Raw genomic sequence first — 21,922 nt, forward strand, 5'->3', positions numbered from 1 at the left:
GTCTGATGCCGCGATTCAGAACTGCAAACCTCAAGGACCTAAGCCATTGGCGACCACAATGCAGCGTCGAGTGGCTGATCTTGATGACCAGTATTTTCTTTGCACTAGCCTGCAATGGTCTATTTTGGAGTAGCGCCTTAGGCGTCCAGTCCAGCTTACGCATGGGTACATCCGTACTGCTGTTTCTGGTGGGAATTCACAGTCTGCTGTTGAGTTTGGTTGTGTGGCGCTGGAATGCCAAGGTTTTACTTGCGGTGCTTTTTGTTGCCTCTGCCCTCGCAACACATTACATGCGCAGCTTTCATATCTACCTCGATTCGAGCATGTTGCGCAATGTTCTAGCCACAGACTTCAAGGAAAGTCGCGAGCTACTGACGCCTGCATTGATTGCTCCACTAAGCCTACTGGCAGTAGTTCCGATTATTTTTCTTTGGCGAATCCGATTGCTCGGGCGTACTTGGCTGAAAGCAACCGTGTGGCGTATGGGATTGATGCTGTTTTCGACACTGATGATTTCGGGCGGTGTCATGCTGTCATTTCAGGACATGTCCGCACTGATGAGAAATCATCGCGAAGTGCGATACTTGATTACACCGGGAAACTATCTGGTGGGTTTGCCGAAGGCACTGACAGGTTCCTCTATCACGCAGTCCGCCGAAAAAATACCCATTGGAGCTGATGCCGTTGCAACAGTCAGGCCCGAAGGCAGTCGGCCACGTTTATTAGTCTTTGTCGTAGGCGAGACGGCTCGCGCCCAAAACTGGGGATTGAACGGCTATGCACGCGAAACAACGCCTCAATTGACTCAGATGGGTGTGATCAATTTCTCCGACATGCACTCCTGTGGAACTAATACCGAGGTTTCTGTGCCTTGCATGTTCTCGTCCTTTGGTCGCCGAAACTACGATGAAGACAAGATTCGCTCACACCAATCCTTACTGCATGTTCTGGAGCGCGCCGGTATTACCACCTTATGGAGAGATAACCAGTCAGGTTGCAAAGGGGTGTGCGATGGTCTCGAATATCAAAGCCTAGGGAATGCACAAAGTTCCTCTTTATGCGTTGATGGTCGGTGTTTCGATGAGATTTTGCTTGAAGACTTACCAGCTCAGGCTCGCAAAAATCCCGGTGATCGTGTGATTTTTTTGCACCAGCTTGGAAATCATGGCCCCAGCTACTTTCAACGATACCCAGCAGCGTATCGAAAATTCATCCCAACATGCGACACACCGGAAATGGGGAAATGCACCCGCGAACAGATTGTGAATAGCTACGACAACGCTATTCTCTACACAGATCATTTCCTAACCCAAGTCATTAAAAAATTGCAGGGCCTTTCCGACTACGACACAGCTATGATATTCGTCTCGGATCACGGCGAATCCCTGGGCGAGAAGGGACTTTTTCTGCACGGCATGCCTTATGCGATTGCTCCACAAGAGCAGACTCGTGTTCCTTTGGTTATGTGGTTCTCTTCAACGTTTACTCAAAGTCGAGGGCTGAATATTGGCTGTTTGAGTGAGCGAGCCCGCTCTTATGCGAATCACGACGCATTGTTTTCGTCTGTCTTGGGGCTAATGCAGGTTAAAACAAGTGAGTACGATAGGAATTTCGATTTTTTCTTTGGCTGTGATGATAAGAATATATAAGAGTTGTTCTCATGAAAGATAAAAAACACACAATCGCAGCTGATTCCATGTCCGCATTCGAAAATAAACAAAAATCTCGCCGAGGAATATTGAGAATTTGGCATGCGTCCCATTACTCAATTCAGGGATTGCGCGCTGGATGGAATGAGCCGGCCTTTAGACTTGAGTCAGTATTTTCCTTTGTGTTGGTCCCATTGGCCTTCTGGTTGGGGCAGGGATGGGTCGAAGTCGCTCTTCTCTCAGGAAGTATCCTTATTTTGATGATTGTGGAGCTACTCAATACTGCTGTGGAATCGGCGATTGATCGTATTGGCCCTCAATGGCATGAGCTATCAAAGCGTGCAAAGGACATGGGAAGCGCTGCCGTGCTGTTAGCCACTTTGCTGACTGGGGGGGTTTGGCTGTCAGCACTCTGGCAAAGGCTGATTAATTAGCCGCGCAAATGAAATTAGACGAATTAAAGTGGAGTGAGCACAATGGAGCTTCGACATCTTCGCTGCTTTCTCATCGTTGCGGAGGAACTTCATTTCGCTCGCGCCGCTGAACGACTACATATCGACCAATCTCCACTTTCACGCACTATCAAAGAATTAGAAGAGGAACTTGGTGCTCGTTTATTCATTCGTACTACCCGAAGCACTCAACTAACCCGTGCCGGGCGACAGCTTTTGGAGCATGTCCCGCGCATTTTTACCGCATTGGATCAGGCCCGTGATGGCGTCAAGTCGGCCACCAACGGATTTTTAGGCCAGTTACGCATTGCCTTGTCTGATGGTGTAACACCCACACGATTGTCAACTTTGCTGGCGCGATGCCGTGAAGAGGACCCTGAAGTTGAGATGCGTCTGTTTGAGGTGCCGCTCGGGCTGCAGATCAAGGGTTTGCATGAAGATCTGTATGACGTAGGTTTTTCGATGGCAGAGGATGGAGGCGATGGGATCTTGGTCACACCTGCTTGGGAAGATGAACTGATGGTAGCGGTGCCAGCCCGCCATCCCGTGCTCGCCTTCAAACAGGTTCCGCTGAAAGAAGTGCTGCGCTATCCGTTGGCACTGGGCGACCCGGCGGTCTGCGAAGGCCACGCGCGGCAGATCGATCGTTTTCTGCGCAAGCTCGATCAGGAGCCGCTGATTGCGCAGCGCGTGGCAACCTTCGACGTGATGATGACGCTGGTTTCCGCTGGCCTGGCTTTGGGCCTAGCGGGCGAGGCGCATATCGCCTCCAGCCGCGAGCCGGGTGTCGTGGCCCGCCGCTTGGCAGGCAAGCCATACATGCTTACGACCTATCTGCTACGCCGCGATGCGGAGCCGTCCGAGATGCTGGCTCGGTTCATCGAGCGTGTGGCCTTCATTGATTCGGCAGACGGTATCGACGCTGCCGACGATGCCTGAACCATCCGACGAAAGGACTGGAATCATGAACAGAGTGATGCTACTGATGCTGACCGTCGCACTGACCGCATGTGGCTCGTCTCAACCTTCGGAAACCGTGGATTTCCTCGCGGCGCATCCCGAGCGCATCAAGGAGATTCAACGGCAATGCAAGGAAGATCGCACAAAAGTCGGTGATGAACTTTGCCGCCGTGCTGCCGAAGCCGCCAATCGGCGTTTCTTCGGTGACCGACCTGAGCAGAAGTCCAAATAGCTCTGTTGTAGTCGCTTCGCAGCGACAAAGTTCTCGCTGACACCTCACTACGCCGCAACGCGCTCCCGTCTGCGGCGTTTTTATTGCCTTCGCTCCTGCAAGAAATCAGGCTTTTTCGGCCTAAATCCCCGCCATAACGGTCTTTGACCGACCTATGCACACGCCTTGATCCTGATGCACGCGGCACGTTGTTGTGCCGTGATTGGAGGCGGGATCATGCAAGGGACGAACGTGCTGTTCGGTCAGATCGCCGTGGTATTCGGCATCGTGATCGCCGGCGTGTGGGCAGCCACACAATGGACAGCCGCCGCCCTGGGCTATCAGCTACGCCTTGGCTCGCCCTGGTTCGACTTCTTCGGTACGCCGGTCTATCACCCGTGGCGGCTGTTCGAGTGGTGGTTCTTCTTCGATGCCTACGCGCCCAGCGTCTTTGACATCGGCGGCGCCATTGCGGGTGGCAGCGGCCTGGTGGCCGTGCTGGTGGCCATCGGCATGTCGATCTGGCGCTCGCGGCAATCGCGCCTGGTCACGACCTACGGCTCGGCGCGCTGGGCGAACGCGGATGACATTCGCGAGGCCGGTCTCACGCAGCCGGACGGCGTGTTCCTCGGCCAGCACGAACGCCAGTACCTGCGCCACGAAGGTCCGGAACACGTCCTGACCTTCGCACCAACCCGCTCGGGCAAAGGCGTGGGCCTGGTGGTGCCCACCTTGTTGAGCTGGCCCGCGTCCGCCGTCATCCATGACATCAAAGGCGAGAACTGGCAGATCACCGCAGGCTGGCGCTCGCGCTTCTCGCATTGCCTGCTGTTCAACCCGACCGATGCGAAGTCAGCGGCCTACAACCCGCTGCTGGAGGTGCGTCGCGGCGCCCATGAGGTGCGCGACGTGCAGAACATCGCGGACATCCTGGTCGATCCCGAAGGCGCGCTGGAGCGGCGCAACCATTGGGAGAAGACCAGCCATGCTCTGCTGGTCGGCGCCATCCTGCACGTGCTCTATGCGGGCGAGGACAAGACGCTGCGCGGCGTCGCCAACTTCCTCTCCGATCCGGCTTGCCCATTCGAGCTGACGCTGCACCGGATGATGACCACGCCGCATCTCGGCTATGGCCCGCATCCGGTCGTCGCATCGGCGGCGCGCGAAGTGCTCAACAAGTCGGACAACGAGCGTTCCGGCGTGTTGAGCACGGCCATGTCGTTCCTCGGCCTGTACCGCGACCCTACGGTGGCCGAAGTCACGTCGCGTTGCGATTGGCGGATTGCCGACCTGATCGCGGCCGAGCATCCGGTATCGCTGTACCTTGTGGTGCCGCCTTCAGATATTTCGCGGACGAAGCCGCTGATCCGCCTGATCCTCAATCAGATCGGGCGACGGCTGACGGAATCGCTCGATGGCTCCGACGGCATCGAGCGCCGCCACAAGCTGCTGCTGATGCTTGACGAGTTCCCGGCGCTCGGGCGGCTCGACTTCTTCGAGACGGCACTGGCCTTCATGGCGGGCTATGGCATTCGCAGCTTTCTCATCGCGCAGTCGCTCAATCAGATCGACAAGGCGTATGGGCAGAACCATTCGATTCTGGACAACTGCCATGTCCGCGTGACGTTCGCCACCAACGACGAACGCACGGCCAAGCGGATCTCCGAAACGCTGGGCACTGCAACCGAGCTGCGCGCACAGCGCAACTACGCAGGCCACCGGCTCGCGCCGTGGCTGGGCCACCTGATGGTGTCGCGCCAGGAGACCGCGCGCCCACTGCTGACGCCGGGCGAAGTGATGCAGTTACCGCCGGATGAAGCCGTGGTGATGGTGTCCAGCGTGGCGCCGATCAAGGCCAAAAAGCTGCGCTATTACGCGGACACCAATTTCAAGCGGCGCGTGCTGCCGCCGCCCGTGCTTGCGGCCGGACGCTATGCCGACGTTCCGCCCTCGCGAGCCGACGACTGGAGCGGGCTGGCGATTCCCGCCGTGCCTGCCGCAGCGGCCACTGCACCTACTGATGGCCTGGAGCACTTGGGTTCGGCCGACGACGGCGGACCGCGCCGTCAGCCCGAACTTTCCGAAGCCGTCGCCTACGACCCCGAGCTGGCCGCGTCCGCAGCCGACCTCGGGTTGCTCGATGACGATGACGACCTGCCGCTTCCCCTTCCTCGCCAGCTTGACCCGGCCATGCAGCGCACGGCCCGGCTGGCTTCCCTCGACCCCAACGACGGAATCGAGCTATGAGCCACTACCGCCTCAACCTGTTCATCCAGCCGGAGCATGCCAAGCGTCTGGACGAGCTGGCCGCCAAGAAAGGCGTATCGAAATCCAGCATCGTCGCGGCGGCGCTCGCATCGTGGCTGTCGCCCGATGCTGCCGACCAGCGCGAGGCAGCGATTGCCAAGCGGCTTGATCGCCTCTCGCGCCAGGCCGAGCGCATGGAGCGCGACCAGAACATCGCCATCGAAACGCTGGCGCTGTTCATCCGCTATTACCTCACGGTCAGCACGCCAGTTCCCGAGGCGCACCAAGACGCGGCACGCGCACAGGGCAAAGCGCGCTTCGAGCAGTTCGTTGAACAGTTGGGTCGCCACCTGCTGCGCGGTCGAAGCCTGGTGCGCGATGTGGTGGAGGAACTGCACCCCGACCCGGCGCGGATGGATGACGCGGCGGCAGTTGCCGAAGCGCAAGAGCGCGCCTCATGAGCGTCGCACCTTCGTCCTTCGCCACCTCGCTCGACCGCCGCATTCAGATGCTGCGCACGGCGATGGGGCCGCTGATCGCTGCCGCGCTCGAAGACCCGGACGTGGTGGAAGTCATGCTCAATCCTGATCGCACCCTTTGGGTGGATCGGCTTTCATCGGGCCGCGCACCGATGGGCGTGGAGCTGTCCGAGGCGGACGGCGAGCGAATCATCCGCCTTGTCGCCGCCCACGTTGGCGCAGAAGTCCATCGCGGCCAGCCGCTACTGTCCGCCGAACTGCCCGAAACCGGCGAACGCTTCGAGGGTATCTTGCCGCCCGCCGCGCCAGGGCCGGCCTTCGCGCTGCGGAAGCGCGCCATCGGTGTGATTCCGCTGGAGCGGTACGTCATCGACGGGATGATGACCAGCGCGCAGGCGGGCTTTCTCGTTCGTGTCGTGCGCGAGCGGCAGAACGTCCTGATCGCCGGCGCCACCAGCAGCGGCAAGACCACGCTCGCCAATGCGCTGCTGGCCGAGATCGCCGCCACGGGCGACCGCGTGCTGGTGCTCGAAGACACGGTGGAACTGCAATGCGCGGCCCGCGACCACGTTCCGCTGCGCACCCGCGCAGGCGTGGTGTCGATGACCGAGCTTGTGCGCTCGTCCATGCGCCTGCGGCCTGACCGCGTGGTCGTGGGCGAGGTGCGCGGCGCCGAGGCGCTGGATCTCATCAAGGTGTGGGGCACGGGCCATCCGGGTGGCATTGCCACGATCCACGCCGGCTCCGCCCTCGGCGCGCTGCTGCGCCTGGAGCAACTGATTCTCGAAGTGGCGGTGAACCCGCCCCGCGCGCTGATCGCCGAGGCGGTCAACGTGGTGATCCACATCGCCGGGCGCGGACGCAAGCGCCGCATCGAGAGCATCGCCCGCGTCGTCGGCTTCGACGGCGTGGGTTACCGACTGGCGGATGCGATGGACGCGCCGTTTCCCGAGCTGCCGCCACTTCCCGATGCCGCACCCGCTGCGGCGACTTCCCCATCCCTCGACCTTTCTGGAGAACTGCCATGACGCACGTTGATGCTTTCCGTATTTCTGTAAATCCGCTTTCCCGCCGCTCCAGTCCCGCGCGGCTGGATGGCCTGGCCCGCCCGGCCATGCAAGGCTTGATGCTCGCTGCCTTCATGCTGCTGCTTGCGGGCACTGCACAGGCCGCCGGTTCCTCGATGCCGTGGGAAGGCCCGCTGCAATCCATCCTTGAATCCATCCAGGGGCCGGTGGCGCGCATCGTCGCGGTCATCATCATCATCGCCACGGGCCTCGCGCTCGCGTTCGGCGACACGTCGGGCGGCTTTCGCAAGCTGATCCAGATCGTGTTCGGCTTGAGCATCGCCTTCGCCGCGTCCTCGTTCTTCCTGTCGTTCTTCAGCTTCTCGGGCGGGGCCGTCGTATGAGTGCCCCGGACACCTTCGCGGCCGGGTTCGAGGTGCCGCTGCATCGCTCGCTCACCGAGCCGATCCTGCTGGGCGGCGCACCGCGCACCGTGGCGATCGCCAACGGCACCTTGGCCGCCGCTGTCGGGCTAGGCCTGCAACTGTGGATTCCCGGTGTCGTGCTCTGGATCGTCGGCCATTCGCTGGCGATGCGGGGCGCGCGCGTCGATCCGCAGTTCATGGCCGTGTTCGCGCGGCACATCAAGCACCGCCCGCTGCTGGACGTGTAGGGGAGGACGCCGCGATGCTGAACCTCGCCGAATACCGCCAGCGACCGGCCTTGCTCGCCGACTGGCTGCCCTGGGCCGGACTGGTGGCACCGGGCGTCGTCTTGAACAAGGACGGCAGCTTCCAGCGCACGGCGCGCTTTCGTGGCCCCGACCTCGACAGCGCGACGCAAGGCGAGCTGATCGCCACATCGGCGCGCTTGAACAACGCGCTGCGCCGCCTGGGTTCGGGCTGGGCGCTGTTCATCGAAGCCGAGCGCCGGTCTGCCGCCGACTACCCGCACTCCGATTTCCCCGAACCGCTGTCCTGGCTGGTCGATGAAGAACGCCGCGCCGCCTTCGAGGATTCGGGCAACCACTTCGAGAGCGGCTATCACCTGACGCTGGCCTACCTGCCGTCCGAGGAATCCCGTGCTCGGGCCGCGGGCCTGCTGTACGAAAACCGGCCCACCGAAGGCGTGGATTGGCGCGAGCGGCTGCACGCCTTCGTCGCTGAAACGGATCGCATCTTCGACCTGCTCGATGGCGTGATGCCGGAGATCGCCTGGCTTGATGACAGCCAGACGTTGACCTACCTGCATTCGACCGTCTCGACGCGCCGCTACCGCGTCGGCGTTCCCGAAGTGCCGTTCCACATCGACGCGCTGCTGACCGATTCCGCGCTGGTCGGTGGCCTGGCGCCGATGCTGGGCGACCAGCACCTGCGCGTGGTGTCGGTGCGCGGTTTCCCGACCTCGACCTGGCCGGGGATTCTGGACGACCTCAACCGCCTGGGCTTCGCGTATCGCTGGAGTACGCGCTTTCTGTGCCTCGACAAAGCCGAGGCGGAAAAAGAACTCGCCCGACTGCGCCGCCAGTGGTTTGCGAAAAGGAAGAACGTCATCGCGTTGCTGCGCGAGACGATCTTCCAGCAGGAAAGCCCGCTGGTCGATACCGACGCCAACAACAAGGCCGCCGACGCCGATGCTGCCTTGCAGGAGCTGGGCAGCGATCAGGTCGCCTTCGGCTACCTGACGGCGACCGTCACCGTCATGGACGCGGACGCCGCCGTTGCCGACGAGAAGCTGCGCATGGTGGAGCGCGTCATCCAGGGGCGCGGCTTCGTCACCATCCCCGAAACGCTCAACGCCGTGGATGCGTGGCTGTCGTCCATTCCGGGCAACGCATACGCCAATGTCCGCCAGCCCATCGTCTCGACGCTGAACCTGGCGCACATGATGCCGGTGTCGGCGGTATGGGCCGGCCAGGAACGCAATGCGCATCTCGATGGGCCGCCGCTGATCGTCACGCGCACAGACGGCGCCACGCCGTTCCGGCTGGTGACGCACATCGGCGACGTGGGCAACACGCTGGTGGTTGGCCCCATCGGCATGGGCAAGTCGGTGCTGCTGGCGACGATGGCGATGCAGTTCCACCGCTATCGCGGCTCGCGCATCTTCGCCTTCGACATGGGGCGCTCGATCCGCGCGGCCATCCTGGGCATGGGCGGCGAGCACTACGACCTGGGCGCGGACGACGAGATCGCCTTCCAGCCGCTGGCGCGCATCGACCGAGAGGGCTACCGCACCTGGGCCAGCGAATGGGTGGAAGGCCGCCTGCTGCACGAAGGCGCGGCCGTCGGCCCGGACGAGAAGGCGGCCATCTGGTCTGCGCTGGGGAGCCTGGCCAGCGCGCCGGTGGAGCAGCGCACGCTCACGGGCCTGACGGCCTTGCTGCAATCGAACACCTTGCGCCAGGCACTCGCGCCCTACGTCCTGGGCGGCGCGCACGGCAGGCTGCTGGATGCCGACCACGACCGCCTCGGCACATCCGACGTGCAGGCGTTCGAGATGGAGGAGCTGATGCACAGCAAGGCTGCTGTGCTCGCGGTGCTGCGCTACCTGTTCGCGCGCTTCGAGGAGCGGCTGGATGGTGCGCCCACGCTGCTGATCCTCGATGAAGCCTGGCTGTTCCTCGATGACCCGGTGTTTGCGGCGCGCATCCGCCAGTGGCTCAAGACGCTGCGCAAGAAGAACGTCAGTGTCATCTTCGCCACGCAGTCGCTCGCGGACGTGAAGGATTCGGCCATCGCGCCGGCCATCATCGAAAGCTGCGCGAGCCGGATTTTCTTGCCGAACCCGCAAGCGACCGAACCGCAGATTCGCGCGATCTACGAGGGCTTCGGCCTCAACAGCCGGCAGATCGAGATCGTCGCCACCGCGCAGCCCAAGCGCGACTACTACTACCAATCCCGCCTCGGCAACCGCGTGTTCGACCTCGACCTGGGGCCGGCGACGCTGGCCTTCGCGGGTGCTTCCACGCCGCAAGACCAGCGCGCCATTGATGAGGTTCTTGGCCGCGTGCCGCAGGACGCCGGCGTGCCCGGCTTCGCGGGCGCCTGGCTGCGCCATCGCGGCCTCGATTGGGCGGCCGACCTGCTGCCCTCGTTCCCCGGCTACGCGCCGGGTTCCCTCCGTACCGCTGACCACCCCCAGGAGAACCAACTATGAAATTGCATACCCCCAAGCTCGCCGCGTTGACCGCCGCCTGCGTGCTCGCATTCGGCATCGCGCAACCCGCCCACGCCTTGTTCGGCGTCGGCGACATCGTGCTCGACCCGACCAATCTGGTGCAGAACACGCTCACCGCCGTTCGCACGCTGGAGCAGATCAATAACCAGATCCAGCAACTCCAGCACGAAGCGCAGATGCTCATCAACCAGGCGCGCAACCTGGCCAGCCTGCCGTCCAGCGTGGTCGGCCAGTTGCGCGCGAACCTGGCGACCACCCAGCGACTGATCGCGCAGGCCAAGGGCTTGGCCTACGAAGTGACAAGCATCGACCGCGAATTCGTGCGCCTGTATCCCGAGAAGTACGCCGCCACGGTGAGCGGCAATCAGATGTACCTCGATGCGCAGGAGCGTTGGAAGAACACGCTCAACGGCCTGCAAACGACCATGCAGATGCAGGCCCAGGCGTCGCAGAACCTGAGCGACGACGAAAGCGTGCTGGCCGACCTCGTGGGCAAGAGCCAGTCGGCCGAGGGCGCGCTGCAAGCGATGCAGGCCATGAACCAGTTGCTGGCCTTGCAGGCCAAGCAGTCGATCCAGACGCAGCGGCTCCAGATCACGCAAGACCGCGCGGCCTCGCTGGAACTGGCGCGGCAGGCGGCGGCCACGGAGCGCGGGCGCGAAGTGACGCGCCGCTTCCTGGGCGAAGGCACGCCGTACACGCCGCAGCCCGTCAATTTCTACAACCGCTGACGGAGGCTGCCATGCAACGCACGCCCGTCGTGTTTGCTTTCGCCATTCATGCGCTGGTGCTGGCCGGCTGTGACCGGCCGCAGCAAGTGTCGGTGAATGCGCTCGCCGCCGACCCGGCCCGGTTGCACGCGCTGCGCGCGCAGTGCCGCGCGGGCGCGCACGACGGCGCGTTTTGCGCGCAGGTGGCACAGGCCGACCTGCGGCGCTTTCTCTCCGGCCAGGCCGGGCCGAATGAGTACCAGACGCTGGCCGACCTGCCGCCGATCCCGCCCAGCTTCGATGAACCCGCCGATGGCAGCGCGGCAATCGCTCTGCCTGGGCAGGAGGACTCGCCATGAACGACGTGACGGTCATCGACCGCTTCCTTGACACCTTCTCGCGCTACATCGACTCGGGCTTTGGCCTGTTGCACGGCGAAGTGGCGTTTCTGACCGCCACGCTGATCGTCATCGACATGACGCTCGCCGGGCTGTTCTGGGCGATGAGCCATGCCACCGGCCAGGGCGAGGACGTGATCGCCAAGCTGATCCGCAAGGTGCTGTACGTCGGCGCCTTCGCCTACATCATCGGCAACTTCAACTGGTTGGCTGGCATCGTGTTCCGCTCCTTCGCCGGGCTGGGCCTGACGGCCAGCGGCTCGACCCTGAGCATGGAGAACTTCCTGCAACCGGGCCGGCTGGCGAAGGTCGGCATCGACGCCGGTGCGCCGATCCTGAAACAGATCGGCGACATGGCGGGCTTCCCCGAAGTCTTCGTGAACATCACGCCCATCGTCGTGATGTTCCTCGCTTGGCTGATCGTCCTGCTGTGCTTCTTCGTGCTGGCGATCCAGCTTTTCATCACGCTGATCGAGTTCAAGCTGACCACGCTTGCCGGCTTCGTGCTGGTGCCGTTCGCGCTCTGGAACAAGACCGCATTTCTCGCCGAGAAGGTGCTGGGCAACGTGGTGTCGTCCGGCATCAAGGTGCTGGTGCTGGCGGTGATCGTGGGCATCGGCTCGGGCCTGTTCGCCGAGTTTCAGGTACAGCCCGCCGAACCATCCATCGACCACTCCGTGGTCGTGATGCTGGCCTCGCTGACGCTGCTGGCCTTGGGCATCTTCGGGCCGGGCATTGCAACCGGGCTGGTGTCCGGCAGCCCGCAGCTCGGCGCAGGTGCGATGGCCGGTGCGGCGCTGGGCGCGGCCGGCGCTGCTGTTGCCGTGGGCGCTGCGGCTACGGGCGTCGGCGGCGCAGTCGCCGCCGGGGCGCGCATGGCGCCCGCAGCCGCCAAGCTGGCCGGTAGCGGAGCGCGTGCCGCCACTGGGGCCGCCAGCAGCGCGCGGTCGGCGTTTCAGGCGGGTTCTGCATCCGCCGGCGGTGGCCTCAAGGGCGCCGCCGCCGGCGTGGGCAATGTCGCCAAGACCGGCGCGCAGGCGGCCGGGCAGAAGGTGGCTGATGGTGCGCGCTCGATGAAGGAGCGTGTCGCCGCCGCCTTCCGGCCCGATGACGCCGGATCGGCGTCAGGGGGCGGTGCCGCACAGGCTGCAAACGAGCCAACCCCATCCACCGCGCAACCCGCCTGGGCCAAGCGCCTGCATCGCAGGCAGCAGCTCACCCATGCCGCGACGACCGCCGCCCACACGCTGCGCGGCGGCGATGGCGGCAGCTCCAGCCAAGGCCCGAGCCTGCGCGATTCCGATTCCTGATCTTCAAGGAGAACTCCCATGCGATTCAAACGACCGCAGGTGCGCTACGCCGATACGCCACAGCCTGCTACTCCGTATCAATCCGCCGCCCAGGTTTGGGACGAGTGCATCGGCTCGGCCCGCGTGCAGGCCAGAAACTGGCGTTTCATGGCCTTTGGCTGCCTCACGCTGGCCGTGCTGATGGCGGGCGGCCTAGTCTGGCGCTCGGCGCAGTCCATCGTCACGCCCTACGTCATTGAGGTGGACAACGCGGGCCAGGTGCGCGCTGTCGGCGAGGCCGCCACGCCCTACAAGCCCAGCGATGCGCAGATCGCCTACCACCTGGGCCGCTTCATCGGCCTGGTGCGCTCGCTGTCCATCGACCCCATCGTGGTGCGGCAGAACTGGCTCGATGCCTACGACTACACGACCGACAAAGGCGCGGTCGTGCTCAACGAGTACGCCCGCACGAATGACCCGTTCGCGCGCATCGGCAAGGAGTCGGTGACGGTGCAGATCACCAGCGTGACCCGCGCCAGCGACACGTCTTTCAACGTGCGCTGGACGGAAACGCGCTTCGTCAATGGCGCGCTGGATCGCACCGAACGCTGGAACGCGGTGATTTCCACGGTGCTGCAAACCCCGCGCACCGAGCAGCGTCTGCGCAAGAACCCCCTGGGCATCTACGTCAACGGGCTGTCGTGGAGCCGCGAACTGGAAGCTAACGAAGGAGCAAAACCATGAATGATCTTTTCCGTAAATCCGCCTTGCCGGTGATGCTTCTGGCTTCGACCGTGCTGTTCTCTGGCTGCGCTACTCAGGGCAAGCCGCCACCGACCATTTCGCTCGATGAGCCGGTGCAGGCCCAGCCGCTGCCGGAGCCACCAAAACCGGTGGAGGTGGTCACGGTGCCGCAGCCGCTCGCGCTGCCGTCGCAGTTGAAACCACTGCCAGAGACCGAGGAGGCCAAGCCCGCGCCGGAACCCGCGGATGAGAAAGTGCGCGTCTCGCGCGCCAATGCCGAGGCCCGTGTCGCGCCCACGCGCGAAGGCTACGTCAACGCGATCCAGGTCTGGCCCTTTACCGATGGCGCGCTTTACCAGCTCTATGCGGCCGTGGGCCGCGTGACGGTGGTTTCGCTGCAGCCCGGCGAGGAACTGGTGACGGTCGCGGCCGGCGACACGGTGCGCTGGATCGTCGGGGACACGTCGAGCGGCAGCGGTGAGGCTCTGCGCGTCAACGTGATGGTCAAGCCGATCCGCTCGGGCTTGAAGACCAATCTGGTCATCACCACCAGCCGCCGGACGTATCTGCTGGAGCTGACTTCGACCGAAAAGACGTGGATGGCGTCGGTGTCCTGGGAGTACCCGAAGGACAAGATGCTGGCCTTGCAGCGCCAGGCGCAGGCGGCCAGCGCCGCCGCCCCGGTCGATAGCGGCCTGTCGCTGGAGAAGATCCGTTTCCGCTATGCCATCAGCGGCAGCAATCCGCCGTGGAAGCCGCTGCGTGCTTTCGATGACGGCGAGAAGGTCTACATCCAGTTCCCGCCCGGCATCGCCCAGGGCGAGCTGCCGCCGCTGTTCGTGATCGGCGCGCAAGGCGACGGGCAACTGGTGAACTACCGATTCCGTGCGCCGTACTACATCGTTGATCGCCTGTTCGGCGCGGCCGAACTGCGCCTGGGCGGGGACAAAGGCGACGTGGTGCGGATTGAGCGCACGGACGGCACACGGAGGAACTGACCATGAGCCAGGACGATTCCCCTGATCTTGCGGCGCAGGCGGGCAAGGTCGCGCCCGAGGCGGTGGCGCTGCGCGCCCAGCCGCGCCCGGTCACGCGCCTGAACCGGCGCACGCTGGCCATCCTCGTCGGCGTCCTGTCGGTCGCCGTGCTCGGGGCCACGATCTGGTCATTGCAGCCGCACCGGCGCGGCACGGGCGAGCAGACCGAGCTTTACAACGTCGATCGCGTCTCGAAGTCCGAGGGGCTGGATGGTCTGCCGGCCGACTACTCGAAGCTGCCGCCGAAGGTGCCCGAGCTGGGGCCGCCGCTGCCGGGTGATCTCGGCCCAGCCATCGTGAAGTCGCAGCAGCCGGTGACGCCGGCCTACGCACCGCCGGGACATGATCCGGCGGATGCGTGGCGCAAGGAGGCCGATGCGGCGGCGAACTCGTCGGTGTTTTTCCGCTCGGGCAACCAAGGCAAGGCCACCGCGCCGGTCACGGCGCAAGCCGCTGCGGCTGCGCCCGGCAGCGCCTTGGCGGGCTTCGACCCGCTGGCCGCTGGCCCGGCCTCGACGGCGGCCCAGCCATCCGACCCGACAGCCGTGCAGAACCGGCAAGACCAGAAAGAGGCTTTCCTGAAAGGCGGTTCTACGGAAACCCGCAATTCCGGCAATCTCCAGATGCCGGCCTCGCCGTATCAGGTCATGGCGGGAACGGTGATCGCGGGCGCGCTGGTGACGGGCATCAAGTCCGATCTGCCGGGCGACGTGATAGCCACGGTGACGGAGCCGGTCTATGACACGGCCACTGGCAAGTTCCTGCTGATCCCACAGGGATCGCGCATCCTGGGCAAGTACAACAGCCAGGTGAGCTACGGGCAGAGCCGCGTACAGGTGGTGTGGAACCGCGTCATCCTGCCGGACACGTCCTCGCTGAAGCTAGACAACCTGGCGGGCACTGACCCTGCCGGCTATTCCGGCCTGGAGGATGGCGTCGATTGGCATTGGGATCGCGTCTTCGCGGGTGCGGCGCTGACGACCCTGCTGGGCGTGGGTGCCGAGTTGGCCGCACCGGAAAACCGGCAGGATGGCAACCGCATCGTGATCGCTGGGCGCGATAGCGCGCAGGACAGCATCAACCAGGTCGGCCAAGAGATGACCCGGCGCAACATGAACATCCAGCCGACGCTGACCGAGCGGCCGGGCCTGCCGGTGCGGATCATCGTCAACCGCGATTTTGTGCTGCGGCCGTACCAGCCTATGTTCTTCAACCGTGGAATTGCGAAATGAACACCACCAGGAAGTTGCGGCTTGGGCCGCTGCCCAAGGTCGAGAGCGTCAAGCTGGCCTTTGCGTGCCCGGTCAGCCTGAAAGCCGACCTCGACCGTTACGCCGCGCTGCACGCGCAGGTGTACGGCGAAGCGGTCGATGCCACGACGCTGATCCCGCACATGCTAGAGGCCTTCATGCAAGGAGACCGTGGGTTTCAGAGAAACAGCGCTAGTAAACACGCATTGCAAAACGCTGGTGGAGTAACCATCTCCGGTTGCCGTACGCCGTGAGCTTTTTGGCTATGCGTGACCTAGGTTGCGGGAGTTGGCATCGCGGCTTCGAATTTCGAGGGCTGCAAGCGGTGGGGTGTGCTACAGGTGCGCCATTCACCCACCCGCCAAGTGCTTCAGTGCTTGTGGCCGCCCTGGGCATCGTGGCCAGCCGGCTGGGCGCTGGCGTTGAGCGCACGCACGGGAGCCTTCACTTCGACCGATTCGCGCTTGCCGTCCGGGCCCTCGATGACGAGGGTCAGAGGCACCGTGTCGCCTTCCTTCACCTGCTGCTTCAGGTCCATCAGCATCACGTGGTAGCCGCCGGGCTTGAGTTCCACGGTCTTGCCTGCGGGCAGCTCGACGGCCGGCACCTGGCGCATCTTCATCACGTTGTCCTGCATGGCCATCTCGTGGACCTCGACGGCGGGCGTAAGCGGCGAGCTGGCCGAGACCAGCTTGCTATTCTTGGTTGCCTTCAACTGCATGAAGGCGCCGGTGGCTTTCTGTTGCGGTACGGTGGCGCGCACCCAGGCATCTTTGACGGTGACTTGCGCCTGGGCGGTGGCCGCGAGCAGCGAGGCGGCGACGATGGCTGTGCGGATGACGAGTTTCATGGTGTTCTCCTTGAGGGGATAGAGGGTCAGGCAGGGTTCAAGAGCTTGCGGATGTCGTCCGCATAGTCTTGGGCGGGTTGCTCATGGCGCAGGGCCAAGCGCAGCTTTCCTAGCGGGTCGTAGACGTAGCTGAGCGATGTGTGGTCCATGGTGTAGGACGATCCCGTCGGCATTTTCTTGTAGTAGACCTTGAAGTCCTTGGCGATCTGTGCGGTGCGTTCCAGGTCGCCGTACAGACCGATAAAGCTGGGGTCGAATGCAGCCGTGTAGGCTTTGAGCACCTCGGGCGTGTCGCGCTCGGGATCGACCGTGACGAACAGTGTCTGGAAGCGCTCGCCGTCGGGGCCGAGAAGCCGCTTGACCTCGGCCGCCCGCGCCAGGGCCGTCGGGCAGACATCTGGGCACTGAGTGAAGCCGAAGAAGACCAGGATGGCCTTGCCTCGGAAGTCCGCCAGCGTGCGCTCATTGCCATCCGGGTCGGAGAGCCGGATGTCCGTGGCATAGGTTGCACCGGTCAGATCGACACCTTTGTACGTGGGGACGTCTCAGGCCTGTTTGACTGACAGCATGGCTGCTAACGATAGGCTTGGCATGAATGATCCACTCGGGCCCTGTCGCCAAGTTCGTGAATCTTTAGGCCAGGCCTCTTCTCACCTCTTTTGCCAAGTCGAAAATCGTTGCTATCAGCGGAGCGTTCTGTCGTTCGCGACGACAGATGAAGTCGACGTGGGTGGCCATTGCTGTATCCAGAATCTTCAGCTTCACAAGACGCGGATCTGGAACATAGGCTGTCTCGGCAACGACGCCTAGTCCTATTCCTTGTGCGACTGCCTCGCGGACAGCCTCCCGGCTTCCCATCTCCAGCGCAACCTGGATGTTGATATTGCGGGCAATTAGCTCGCTCTCGAAGACTCTTCTTGTCGTTGAACCTTCCTCACGTATGACGAAGCGCTGGCTCTGAAGGTCCTTGAGCACTATCTCACCGCACCGGGCTAGGGCGTGCTCTCGGTTCGCAAAGACCACCAGGCGCTGTGACCTGTATGGCATGCAATGGAGTTCGGGGTGCTCGGCGTGATTGAGGACCACGCCGACATCACCCTGGTAGTCGAGGAGCTTTTCCGTGATTGAGCGGGAGTCGCCTACACGGACAGAGACCTCGACCTGGGGATGGCGGCTCCCGAAGGCCTTCAGAACAGGGACTACGTTGTACGGGCCGATCGCGTGAATCACAAGACGCCCGACGAATCGGTTTTTGGCTGCTGCCAAAAGGGCGTGCGCATCTTCCTCGCCGCTGAATGCCCGCCGCGTGTAGTCCAGCAGAGTCCTGCCAAAGGTAGTCAGCTCAAGCCGGCGGCCTTGACGAAGAAAAAGCTCCACGCCGTACTCATTCTCCAGGCGCTGAATATGCGCTGAGATGGTGGGCTGCTGTAGATCAAGCAGCTTCGCAGCAGCAGTCATGCTTCCGGCCCTTGCCGTCGCATCAAAGGCTTTCAAAGCCGCAAGTAGCGTGAGTCCAGACATAGGTGTTATCTATAGATACCCCTATTTTTCGGGGTGCAAGTTTCATATTGATGACACGTTCCACGAACAAACTGCACGCATGCCTAGCCGTATCGAACTTCTTTCTGCGGCAAATGTGCGTCATAAGCGCTCTCGCGCTGCTCGCAGGCAGAAACTTGCAAAGGTAACAACATGAAGTTGGAGAAGGACCGAGACGTTCTGAGTCTCAAGGGAGTTTCCGTCCGCTACGTTGACTCGACCGTGGCCTTGCACCCGACGAGTCTGGATGTGAAGCAGGGAGAGTTTTTGGTGCTTCTGGGCGCCTCGGGCGCAGGGAAGTCCACCTTGTTACGAAGCATCAATGGACTGGTGCTGCCCACAAAAGGCGAGGTATCGATACCTGGCCTGGCAGGTGGGGTAGTCAACGCAAAGACGCTGAGAGAGCACCGCAAGCGCTGTGGGATGGTTTTCCAGCAGCATCATCTGATTGGACGTCAGTCGGTCCTCAGGAATGTTCTGATGGGAAAGCTCGGTGACAGGGGTGCATTCGCTTCGCTATGGCCGTGGAGCAAGAAGGACAAGCTGGAGGCGCTCACAGTGATTGAGCGTGTCGGGCTGCTCGAAAAGGCGCTCTCCCGGGCTGATGCCTTGTCTGGGGGGCAGCAGCAGCGCGTAGGCATAGCTAGGGCGCTAATACAGAAGCCACGAATCCTGCTGGCCGATGAGCCTGTTGCCAGCCTGGACCCGGCAACCGCACATAGCGTGCTCACCTTGTTGCATGAGATCTGCAAAAAGGACCACCTCACCGCAATCGTGAGTCTTCACCAGGTGGAGCTCGCGCGCTCGTTTGCAGACCGAATCATTGGGCTCCGCCAGGGAGCTGTTGTATTCGAGGGTAGGGCAGAGCAGCTGAGTCCTGATGTTGCGCGGAACCTCTATGCAAAGCAGTCCAACGCTTCCAACACGAGTGCGTCCACTGATAGCCCCCGAACTCTTCAATCCAGTCAAACCAAGGAGCTCTTGCCATGCTGAATCGCCGTAACTTCTCTCTTGTTGTCAGCGCAGCTTCTTTTGCTGCACTCCTTCCTCTGTGGGCTCATGCGCAGGGAAAGGATCCATCAAAGCTTCGTGTCGCCCTTCTTCCAGATGAGAACGCTGCCAGCATCATCCAGAACGCGCAGCCTCTTAAGCGCTATCTTGAACAGCAGCTCAAGAAGGATGTTGAGATTGTGGTGACTACCGATTACTCCTCGATGATCGAGGCAATGCGGTTCGGTCGGATTGAGGTAGCGTACTTTGGACCGTTTTCGTACGTTTTGGCCAAATCTAAGGCGTCCGGGATTGAGCCCTTTGCGGTGGGCGTTGAACGTGGGTCGCCCACATACCAGTCGGTCCTCATCGCAACGGCCGGAGGGCCGGTGAAAACGCTTGAAGACGTGCGCGGCAAGCCCTTCGGATTTGGCGACCAGGCGTCCACATCAAGCCACCTTGCACCACGTGCACACCTGCTCAAGAAGTACAAGCTTGATGGTGAGAAGGACTATCGGCCAGTTCACCTTGGGGCACATGACGCGGTCGCACGTGCGGTGCAGTCGGGTCAGATTCCAGCCGGGGCTCTGTCCAAGCCGATTCTGGACAACCTCATCGCTCGAGGAAGCATTGATGCCACGAAGATTGTTCAGCTTGACCTTTCTGCTCCCATTCCAAACTATCCGGTCGTCATGCAGGGGGACCTCAAGCCTGAGCTCAAAGCTGCCATCCGCTCTGCCTTTCTGGACATGAAGGATGCTGAGGTGCTCAAGGCGTTTCGTGTCCAGGCGTTTGCCGCCACTGATGACGCTGCATATGACGTCCTTAGGGATACCGCAACCATCCTGAAGCTTGATTTGGGCCGTATGCAATGACCTCGGCTGCATTCGAGAACATCATCAGTCGCGACAAGCGGGAGCAGTTCATTGGACTGCGCAATACAGCGTTCGTCCTTCTGGTTTGCCTTGTAGCCCTGTACGTCACGGGGTTCTTCGATGCACAGCGGTTCATCGAAGGCGCCCCGGCTGTCAAGCAGCTCTCATCTGAGATGGTCCCTCCCAACTTCGACCGCTGGGAGCACTGGGTCATCCCGCTGAGGGACACCTTGGCGATGTCGATTGCCGGCACAGCACTGACTATCGTGCTTTCACTTCCGCTGGCGCTCCTGGCGGCTCCAAACACCACCCCCAATCCTTTGGTGGGAAGAGTGGCCAGAGTCATCCTGGCGGCATTCCGGTCCGTGCCAGAAATCATTCTTGGCATTCTGTTCGTGGCAGCCGTAGGGTTTGGTGCTCTACCTGGGGTGCTCGCACTAGCGTTGCATTCCACGGGAATGGTCGCAAAGTTTTACGCGGAAGCCATTGAGCACGTGGATCCGAAGCCACTTGAAGCAGCTGCTGCGGTAGGCGCAAGCCGCTTTCAGGTCATCTCGCATGCCGTTATCCCCCAAGTCCTTCCACAGTTGGCAGACATAACCATCTATCGCTGGGAGTACCACTTCAGGGCCTCCGCAGTACTTGGCATTGTCGGTGCAGGTGGCATCGGCTTCGAGTTGATGGCAGCACTTCGCCTTGTCAAGTATGACGAGGTCTCAGCCATCCTTCTGTCGATTCTTGCCTGTGTCCTCGTGGTTGACAGCATTGGATCGATGCTGCGAAAGCGTCTCAAGTAAATCGAAAAATGAATCATCGGAAAATCGTCGTAACGCAGCCAGTTCATGAAGAGGTTCTAAGGAAGCTCCAGGCTGAGGGTGAGGTCATCATGAATCCAGGGCCTGACCCCTGGAGCCCCAGCCAGCTCAGGGAGTACCTCGTGGATGCTGATGCCATGATGGCCTTCATGACAGACAGTGTGACCAAAGAGTCGCTGCTGAACGCTCCCAGGCTCAAGACCATCTCCTGTGCACTCAAGGGGTACGACAACTTCGACCTGAGGGCTTGCGCACAAGCCGGGGTGAGCGTCACCTTTGTTCCTGACCTCCTCACAGAGCCCACAGCCGAGCTGGCCATCGGATTGGCTATTGCTGCTGGCAGGAACGTGCTTCAGGGTGACGCCGCTACAAGAGCAGGCTACTCTGGGTGGAGGCCAGCTCTATACGGAACCGGGCTTCATGGGTCGGTGGCCAGCGTGATCGGTCTCGGAAAAGTTGGGCAGGCCATATTGGCGCGACTCGCGGGCTTTGGCTGCGCGCGGCTGCTTGGTGTAGACCCAAGTGTGCGTCTAGATCAGGTCGAACTGGTCACGCTTGATGAGGCTGTCAGCACATCGGACTATGTGTTCCTGGCAGTGCCTCTTGTTAGCGATACGCGCCACCTGGTTGACTCCAGGATGCTTCAACTATCGAAAAAGGGCCAGATCCTTGTAAACGTGGGTAGGGGGTCTGTGGTCGACGAAAGGGCGGTTGTCGATGCCTTGGCGAATGAGCAACTTGGCGCGTACGCCGCTGACGTCTATGAGATGGAAGATTGGCTACTTCCAGACAGACCTCGCGAAATTCATCCGGGATTGACCAACAACGCCAGAACAGTACTCACTCCCCACATCGGCTCGGCTGTGAGACGCGTACGGTTCGAAATTGAAATGCGGGCTGCTGAGAACCTAGTCCGCTCACTCAGGGGCGAGAGTTTGAGTGATGTTGCTGTCGAGGCCAGCGCGGCAGCATAGGTATGGTTGCTCGGCGGTTTGCACGCCAGCTGAAATGGGCGCGGCTTCAGAGCCTATGTCCTATGGCTGGGTGCAACCTGCCCGTGTGATGCCATCCTGCTCGCCAAGGGGAAATGACTTGAGTCATCATCGAAGTGGTTTAGCGATGATGTTCTCTGCACGGCGCAGCTCATGGGGTAAGCCCAAATGGGCGCATGGCAAACACCAGATACTTCGAGGGGTCAGGCTACAACACTGATCGTTCTTGGCCTCTGATAGTGGTTTCA

At 62.1% G+C, this 21,922-nt stretch carries 24 protein-coding genes; 21 read left to right on the forward strand and 3 right to left on the reverse strand.

Annotated features, from left to right (window positions below; translation table 11 throughout):
- Positions 1-5 precede the first annotated feature (5 nt).
- From O987_RS09980 to O987_RS10060, 17 genes are all read left to right on the forward strand, one after another.
- On the forward strand, positions 6-1,649 hold the full coding sequence (locus O987_RS09980; protein WP_046984619.1) for a phosphoethanolamine transferase: 1,644 nt from the start codon (positions 6-8) through the stop codon (positions 1,647-1,649).
- Positions 1,650-1,660: 11 nt separating this feature from the next.
- A complete protein-coding gene (locus O987_RS09985) occupies positions 1,661-2,083 on the forward strand; it encodes a diacylglycerol kinase (protein WP_012204569.1) in 423 nt (140 codons plus the stop codon).
- Positions 2,084-2,125: 42 nt separating this feature from the next.
- Positions 2,126-3,040, forward strand: coding sequence for a LysR family transcriptional regulator (locus tag O987_RS09990; RefSeq protein ID WP_012204568.1), 915 nt, complete (start codon positions 2,126-2,128; stop codon positions 3,038-3,040).
- A 25-nt stretch (positions 3,041-3,065) separates the two neighbouring features.
- Positions 3,066-3,293: an EexN family lipoprotein gene (locus tag O987_RS09995; RefSeq protein ID WP_003056142.1), complete on the forward strand. Its 228-nt coding sequence runs from the start codon at positions 3,066-3,068 to the stop codon at positions 3,291-3,293.
- Positions 3,294-3,509: 216 nt separating this feature from the next.
- Positions 3,510-5,519 (forward strand): conjugal transfer protein TraG, encoded by a 2,010-nt coding sequence (locus O987_RS10000; protein ID WP_043371996.1) that lies wholly within the window; start codon positions 3,510-3,512, stop codon positions 5,517-5,519.
- Positions 5,516-5,980, forward strand: coding sequence for a ribbon-helix-helix protein, CopG family (locus O987_RS10005; RefSeq protein WP_003056139.1), 465 nt, complete (start codon positions 5,516-5,518; stop codon positions 5,978-5,980). The genes O987_RS10000 and O987_RS10005 overlap by 4 nt, the downstream gene beginning before the upstream one ends.
- Positions 5,977-7,026, forward strand: coding sequence for a P-type conjugative transfer ATPase TrbB (gene trbB / locus O987_RS10010; protein ID WP_043371999.1), 1,050 nt, complete (start codon positions 5,977-5,979; stop codon positions 7,024-7,026). The genes O987_RS10005 and trbB overlap by 4 nt, the downstream gene beginning before the upstream one ends.
- Complete coding sequence (locus O987_RS10015) at positions 7,023-7,409, forward strand: TrbC/VirB2 family protein (protein WP_003056137.1); 387 nt, start codon at positions 7,023-7,025, stop codon at positions 7,407-7,409. The genes trbB and O987_RS10015 overlap by 4 nt, the downstream gene beginning before the upstream one ends.
- Positions 7,406-7,678 carry a VirB3 family type IV secretion system protein gene (locus tag O987_RS10020; RefSeq protein WP_003056130.1) on the forward strand — a complete coding sequence of 91 codons (273 nt, stop codon included), beginning with the start codon at positions 7,406-7,408 and terminating at the stop codon, positions 7,676-7,678. The genes O987_RS10015 and O987_RS10020 overlap by 4 nt, the downstream gene beginning before the upstream one ends.
- Positions 7,679-7,692: 14 nt before the next feature.
- Positions 7,693-10,164, forward strand: coding sequence for a conjugal transfer protein TrbE (gene trbE / locus O987_RS10025; protein WP_043372001.1), 2,472 nt, complete (start codon positions 7,693-7,695; stop codon positions 10,162-10,164).
- Positions 10,161-10,916, forward strand: coding sequence for a P-type conjugative transfer protein TrbJ (gene trbJ / locus O987_RS10030; protein WP_003056124.1), 756 nt, complete (start codon positions 10,161-10,163; stop codon positions 10,914-10,916). The genes trbE and trbJ overlap by 4 nt, the downstream gene beginning before the upstream one ends.
- Before the next feature lie 11 nt (positions 10,917-10,927).
- Positions 10,928-11,254 carry a hypothetical protein gene (locus O987_RS10035; RefSeq protein WP_003056123.1) on the forward strand — a complete coding sequence of 109 codons (327 nt, stop codon included), beginning with the start codon at positions 10,928-10,930 and terminating at the stop codon, positions 11,252-11,254.
- Positions 11,251-12,603, forward strand: coding sequence for a P-type conjugative transfer protein TrbL (gene trbL, locus O987_RS10040; RefSeq protein ID WP_043372004.1), 1,353 nt, complete (start codon positions 11,251-11,253; stop codon positions 12,601-12,603). Before O987_RS10035 ends, trbL begins: the two co-directional genes overlap by 4 nt.
- A gap of 18 nt (positions 12,604-12,621) precedes the next feature.
- Positions 12,622-13,326, forward strand: a complete 705-nt coding sequence (trbF, locus tag O987_RS10045) for a conjugal transfer protein TrbF (protein ID WP_043372006.1) — start codon at positions 12,622-12,624, stop codon at positions 13,324-13,326.
- Complete coding sequence (gene trbG / locus O987_RS10050) at positions 13,323-14,324, forward strand: P-type conjugative transfer protein TrbG (protein ID WP_003056120.1); 1,002 nt, start codon at positions 13,323-13,325, stop codon at positions 14,322-14,324. The genes trbF and trbG overlap by 4 nt, the downstream gene beginning before the upstream one ends.
- A 2-nt stretch (positions 14,325-14,326) precedes the next feature.
- Positions 14,327-15,595 (forward strand): TrbI/VirB10 family protein, encoded by a 1,269-nt coding sequence (locus O987_RS10055; protein WP_003056119.1) that lies wholly within the window; start codon positions 14,327-14,329, stop codon positions 15,593-15,595.
- Positions 15,592-15,867 carry a DUF2274 domain-containing protein gene (locus tag O987_RS10060; RefSeq protein WP_003056116.1) on the forward strand — a complete coding sequence of 92 codons (276 nt, stop codon included), beginning with the start codon at positions 15,592-15,594 and terminating at the stop codon, positions 15,865-15,867. The genes O987_RS10055 and O987_RS10060 overlap by 4 nt, the downstream gene beginning before the upstream one ends.
- Before the next feature lie 116 nt (positions 15,868-15,983).
- On the opposite strand, the gene O987_RS10065 is transcribed toward O987_RS10060, so the two are convergent.
- The 3 genes from O987_RS10065 to O987_RS10075 form a co-directional block, all read right to left on the reverse strand.
- Positions 15,984-16,463, reverse strand: coding sequence for a copper chaperone PCu(A)C (locus tag O987_RS10065; protein ID WP_003056114.1), 480 nt, complete (start codon positions 16,461-16,463; stop codon positions 15,984-15,986).
- A 26-nt stretch (positions 16,464-16,489) separates the two neighbouring features.
- Positions 16,490-16,981: an SCO family protein gene (locus O987_RS27950; RefSeq protein WP_076841736.1), complete on the reverse strand. Its 492-nt coding sequence runs from the start codon at positions 16,979-16,981 to the stop codon at positions 16,490-16,492.
- A 115-nt stretch (positions 16,982-17,096) separates the two neighbouring features.
- Positions 17,097-17,984, reverse strand: a complete 888-nt coding sequence (locus O987_RS10075) for a LysR substrate-binding domain-containing protein (RefSeq protein WP_027011074.1) — start codon at positions 17,982-17,984, stop codon at positions 17,097-17,099.
- Positions 17,985-18,155: 171 nt separating this feature from the next.
- Here O987_RS10075 and phnC point away from each other — a divergent pair, with 171 nt between their 5' ends.
- From phnC to O987_RS10095, 4 genes are read left to right on the forward strand one after another with little or no spacing between them, the layout of a single operon-like run.
- Positions 18,156-18,995, forward strand: coding sequence for a phosphonate ABC transporter ATP-binding protein (phnC, locus tag O987_RS10080; protein ID WP_003056095.1), 840 nt, complete (start codon positions 18,156-18,158; stop codon positions 18,993-18,995).
- Positions 18,989-19,867 (forward strand): phosphate/phosphite/phosphonate ABC transporter substrate-binding protein, encoded by an 879-nt coding sequence (gene phnD / locus O987_RS10085; RefSeq protein WP_003056094.1) that lies wholly within the window; start codon positions 18,989-18,991, stop codon positions 19,865-19,867. Before phnC ends, phnD begins: the two co-directional genes overlap by 7 nt.
- Positions 19,864-20,664, forward strand: coding sequence for a phosphonate ABC transporter, permease protein PhnE (gene phnE / locus O987_RS10090; RefSeq protein ID WP_003056093.1), 801 nt, complete (start codon positions 19,864-19,866; stop codon positions 20,662-20,664). Before phnD ends, phnE begins: the two co-directional genes overlap by 4 nt.
- An 8-nt stretch (positions 20,665-20,672) precedes the next feature.
- Positions 20,673-21,656, forward strand: a complete 984-nt coding sequence (locus tag O987_RS10095) for an NAD(P)-dependent oxidoreductase (protein ID WP_011517523.1) — start codon at positions 20,673-20,675, stop codon at positions 21,654-21,656.
- Positions 21,657-21,922: the final 266 nt, after the last annotated feature.

Source organism: Comamonas testosteroni TK102 (assembly GCF_000739375.1).
Classification (GTDB): Bacteria; Pseudomonadota; Gammaproteobacteria; order Burkholderiales; family Burkholderiaceae_C; genus Comamonas; species Comamonas brasiliensis.

What these genes read in the sequence shown, in the direction of transcription:
- trbF (WP_043372006.1), top strand. Translation starts at nt 12,622, where the DNA reads ATGCGATTCAAACGACCGCAGGTGCGCTACGCCGATACGCCACAGCCT.
- trbG (WP_003056120.1), top strand. Translation starts at nt 13,323, where the DNA reads ATGAATGATCTTTTCCGTAAATCCGCCTTGCCGGTGATGCTTCTGGCT.
- O987_RS10020 (WP_003056130.1), top strand. Translation starts at nt 7,406, where the DNA reads ATGAGTGCCCCGGACACCTTCGCGGCCGGGTTCGAGGTGCCGCTGCAT.
- phnC (WP_003056095.1), top strand. Translation starts at nt 18,156, where the DNA reads ATGAAGTTGGAGAAGGACCGAGACGTTCTGAGTCTCAAGGGAGTTTCC.
- O987_RS10065 (WP_003056114.1), bottom strand. Translation starts at nt 16,463, where the DNA reads ATGAAACTCGTCATCCGCACAGCCATCGTCGCCGCCTCGCTGCTCGCG.
- O987_RS10075 (WP_027011074.1), bottom strand. Translation starts at nt 17,984, where the DNA reads ATGTCTGGACTCACGCTACTTGCGGCTTTGAAAGCCTTTGATGCGACG.
- phnD (WP_003056094.1), top strand. Translation starts at nt 18,989, where the DNA reads ATGCTGAATCGCCGTAACTTCTCTCTTGTTGTCAGCGCAGCTTCTTTT.
- phnE (WP_003056093.1), top strand. Translation starts at nt 19,864, where the DNA reads ATGACCTCGGCTGCATTCGAGAACATCATCAGTCGCGACAAGCGGGAG.
- O987_RS09990 (WP_012204568.1), top strand. Translation starts at nt 2,126, where the DNA reads ATGGAGCTTCGACATCTTCGCTGCTTTCTCATCGTTGCGGAGGAACTT.
- O987_RS09980 (WP_046984619.1), top strand. Translation starts at nt 6, where the DNA reads ATGCCGCGATTCAGAACTGCAAACCTCAAGGACCTAAGCCATTGGCGA.
- trbE (WP_043372001.1), top strand. Translation starts at nt 7,693, where the DNA reads ATGCTGAACCTCGCCGAATACCGCCAGCGACCGGCCTTGCTCGCCGAC.
- O987_RS10060 (WP_003056116.1), top strand. Translation starts at nt 15,592, where the DNA reads ATGAACACCACCAGGAAGTTGCGGCTTGGGCCGCTGCCCAAGGTCGAG.
- O987_RS10095 (WP_011517523.1), top strand. Translation starts at nt 20,673, where the DNA reads ATGAATCATCGGAAAATCGTCGTAACGCAGCCAGTTCATGAAGAGGTT.
- O987_RS10015 (WP_003056137.1), top strand. Translation starts at nt 7,023, where the DNA reads ATGACGCACGTTGATGCTTTCCGTATTTCTGTAAATCCGCTTTCCCGC.
- trbL (WP_043372004.1), top strand. Translation starts at nt 11,251, where the DNA reads ATGAACGACGTGACGGTCATCGACCGCTTCCTTGACACCTTCTCGCGC.
- O987_RS10000 (WP_043371996.1), top strand. Translation starts at nt 3,510, where the DNA reads ATGCAAGGGACGAACGTGCTGTTCGGTCAGATCGCCGTGGTATTCGGC.
- trbJ (WP_003056124.1), top strand. Translation starts at nt 10,161, where the DNA reads ATGAAATTGCATACCCCCAAGCTCGCCGCGTTGACCGCCGCCTGCGTG.
- O987_RS10005 (WP_003056139.1), top strand. Translation starts at nt 5,516, where the DNA reads ATGAGCCACTACCGCCTCAACCTGTTCATCCAGCCGGAGCATGCCAAG.
- O987_RS10035 (WP_003056123.1), top strand. Translation starts at nt 10,928, where the DNA reads ATGCAACGCACGCCCGTCGTGTTTGCTTTCGCCATTCATGCGCTGGTG.
- O987_RS10055 (WP_003056119.1), top strand. Translation starts at nt 14,327, where the DNA reads ATGAGCCAGGACGATTCCCCTGATCTTGCGGCGCAGGCGGGCAAGGTC.
- O987_RS09995 (WP_003056142.1), top strand. Translation starts at nt 3,066, where the DNA reads ATGAACAGAGTGATGCTACTGATGCTGACCGTCGCACTGACCGCATGT.
- O987_RS09985 (WP_012204569.1), top strand. Translation starts at nt 1,661, where the DNA reads ATGAAAGATAAAAAACACACAATCGCAGCTGATTCCATGTCCGCATTC.
- trbB (WP_043371999.1), top strand. Translation starts at nt 5,977, where the DNA reads ATGAGCGTCGCACCTTCGTCCTTCGCCACCTCGCTCGACCGCCGCATT.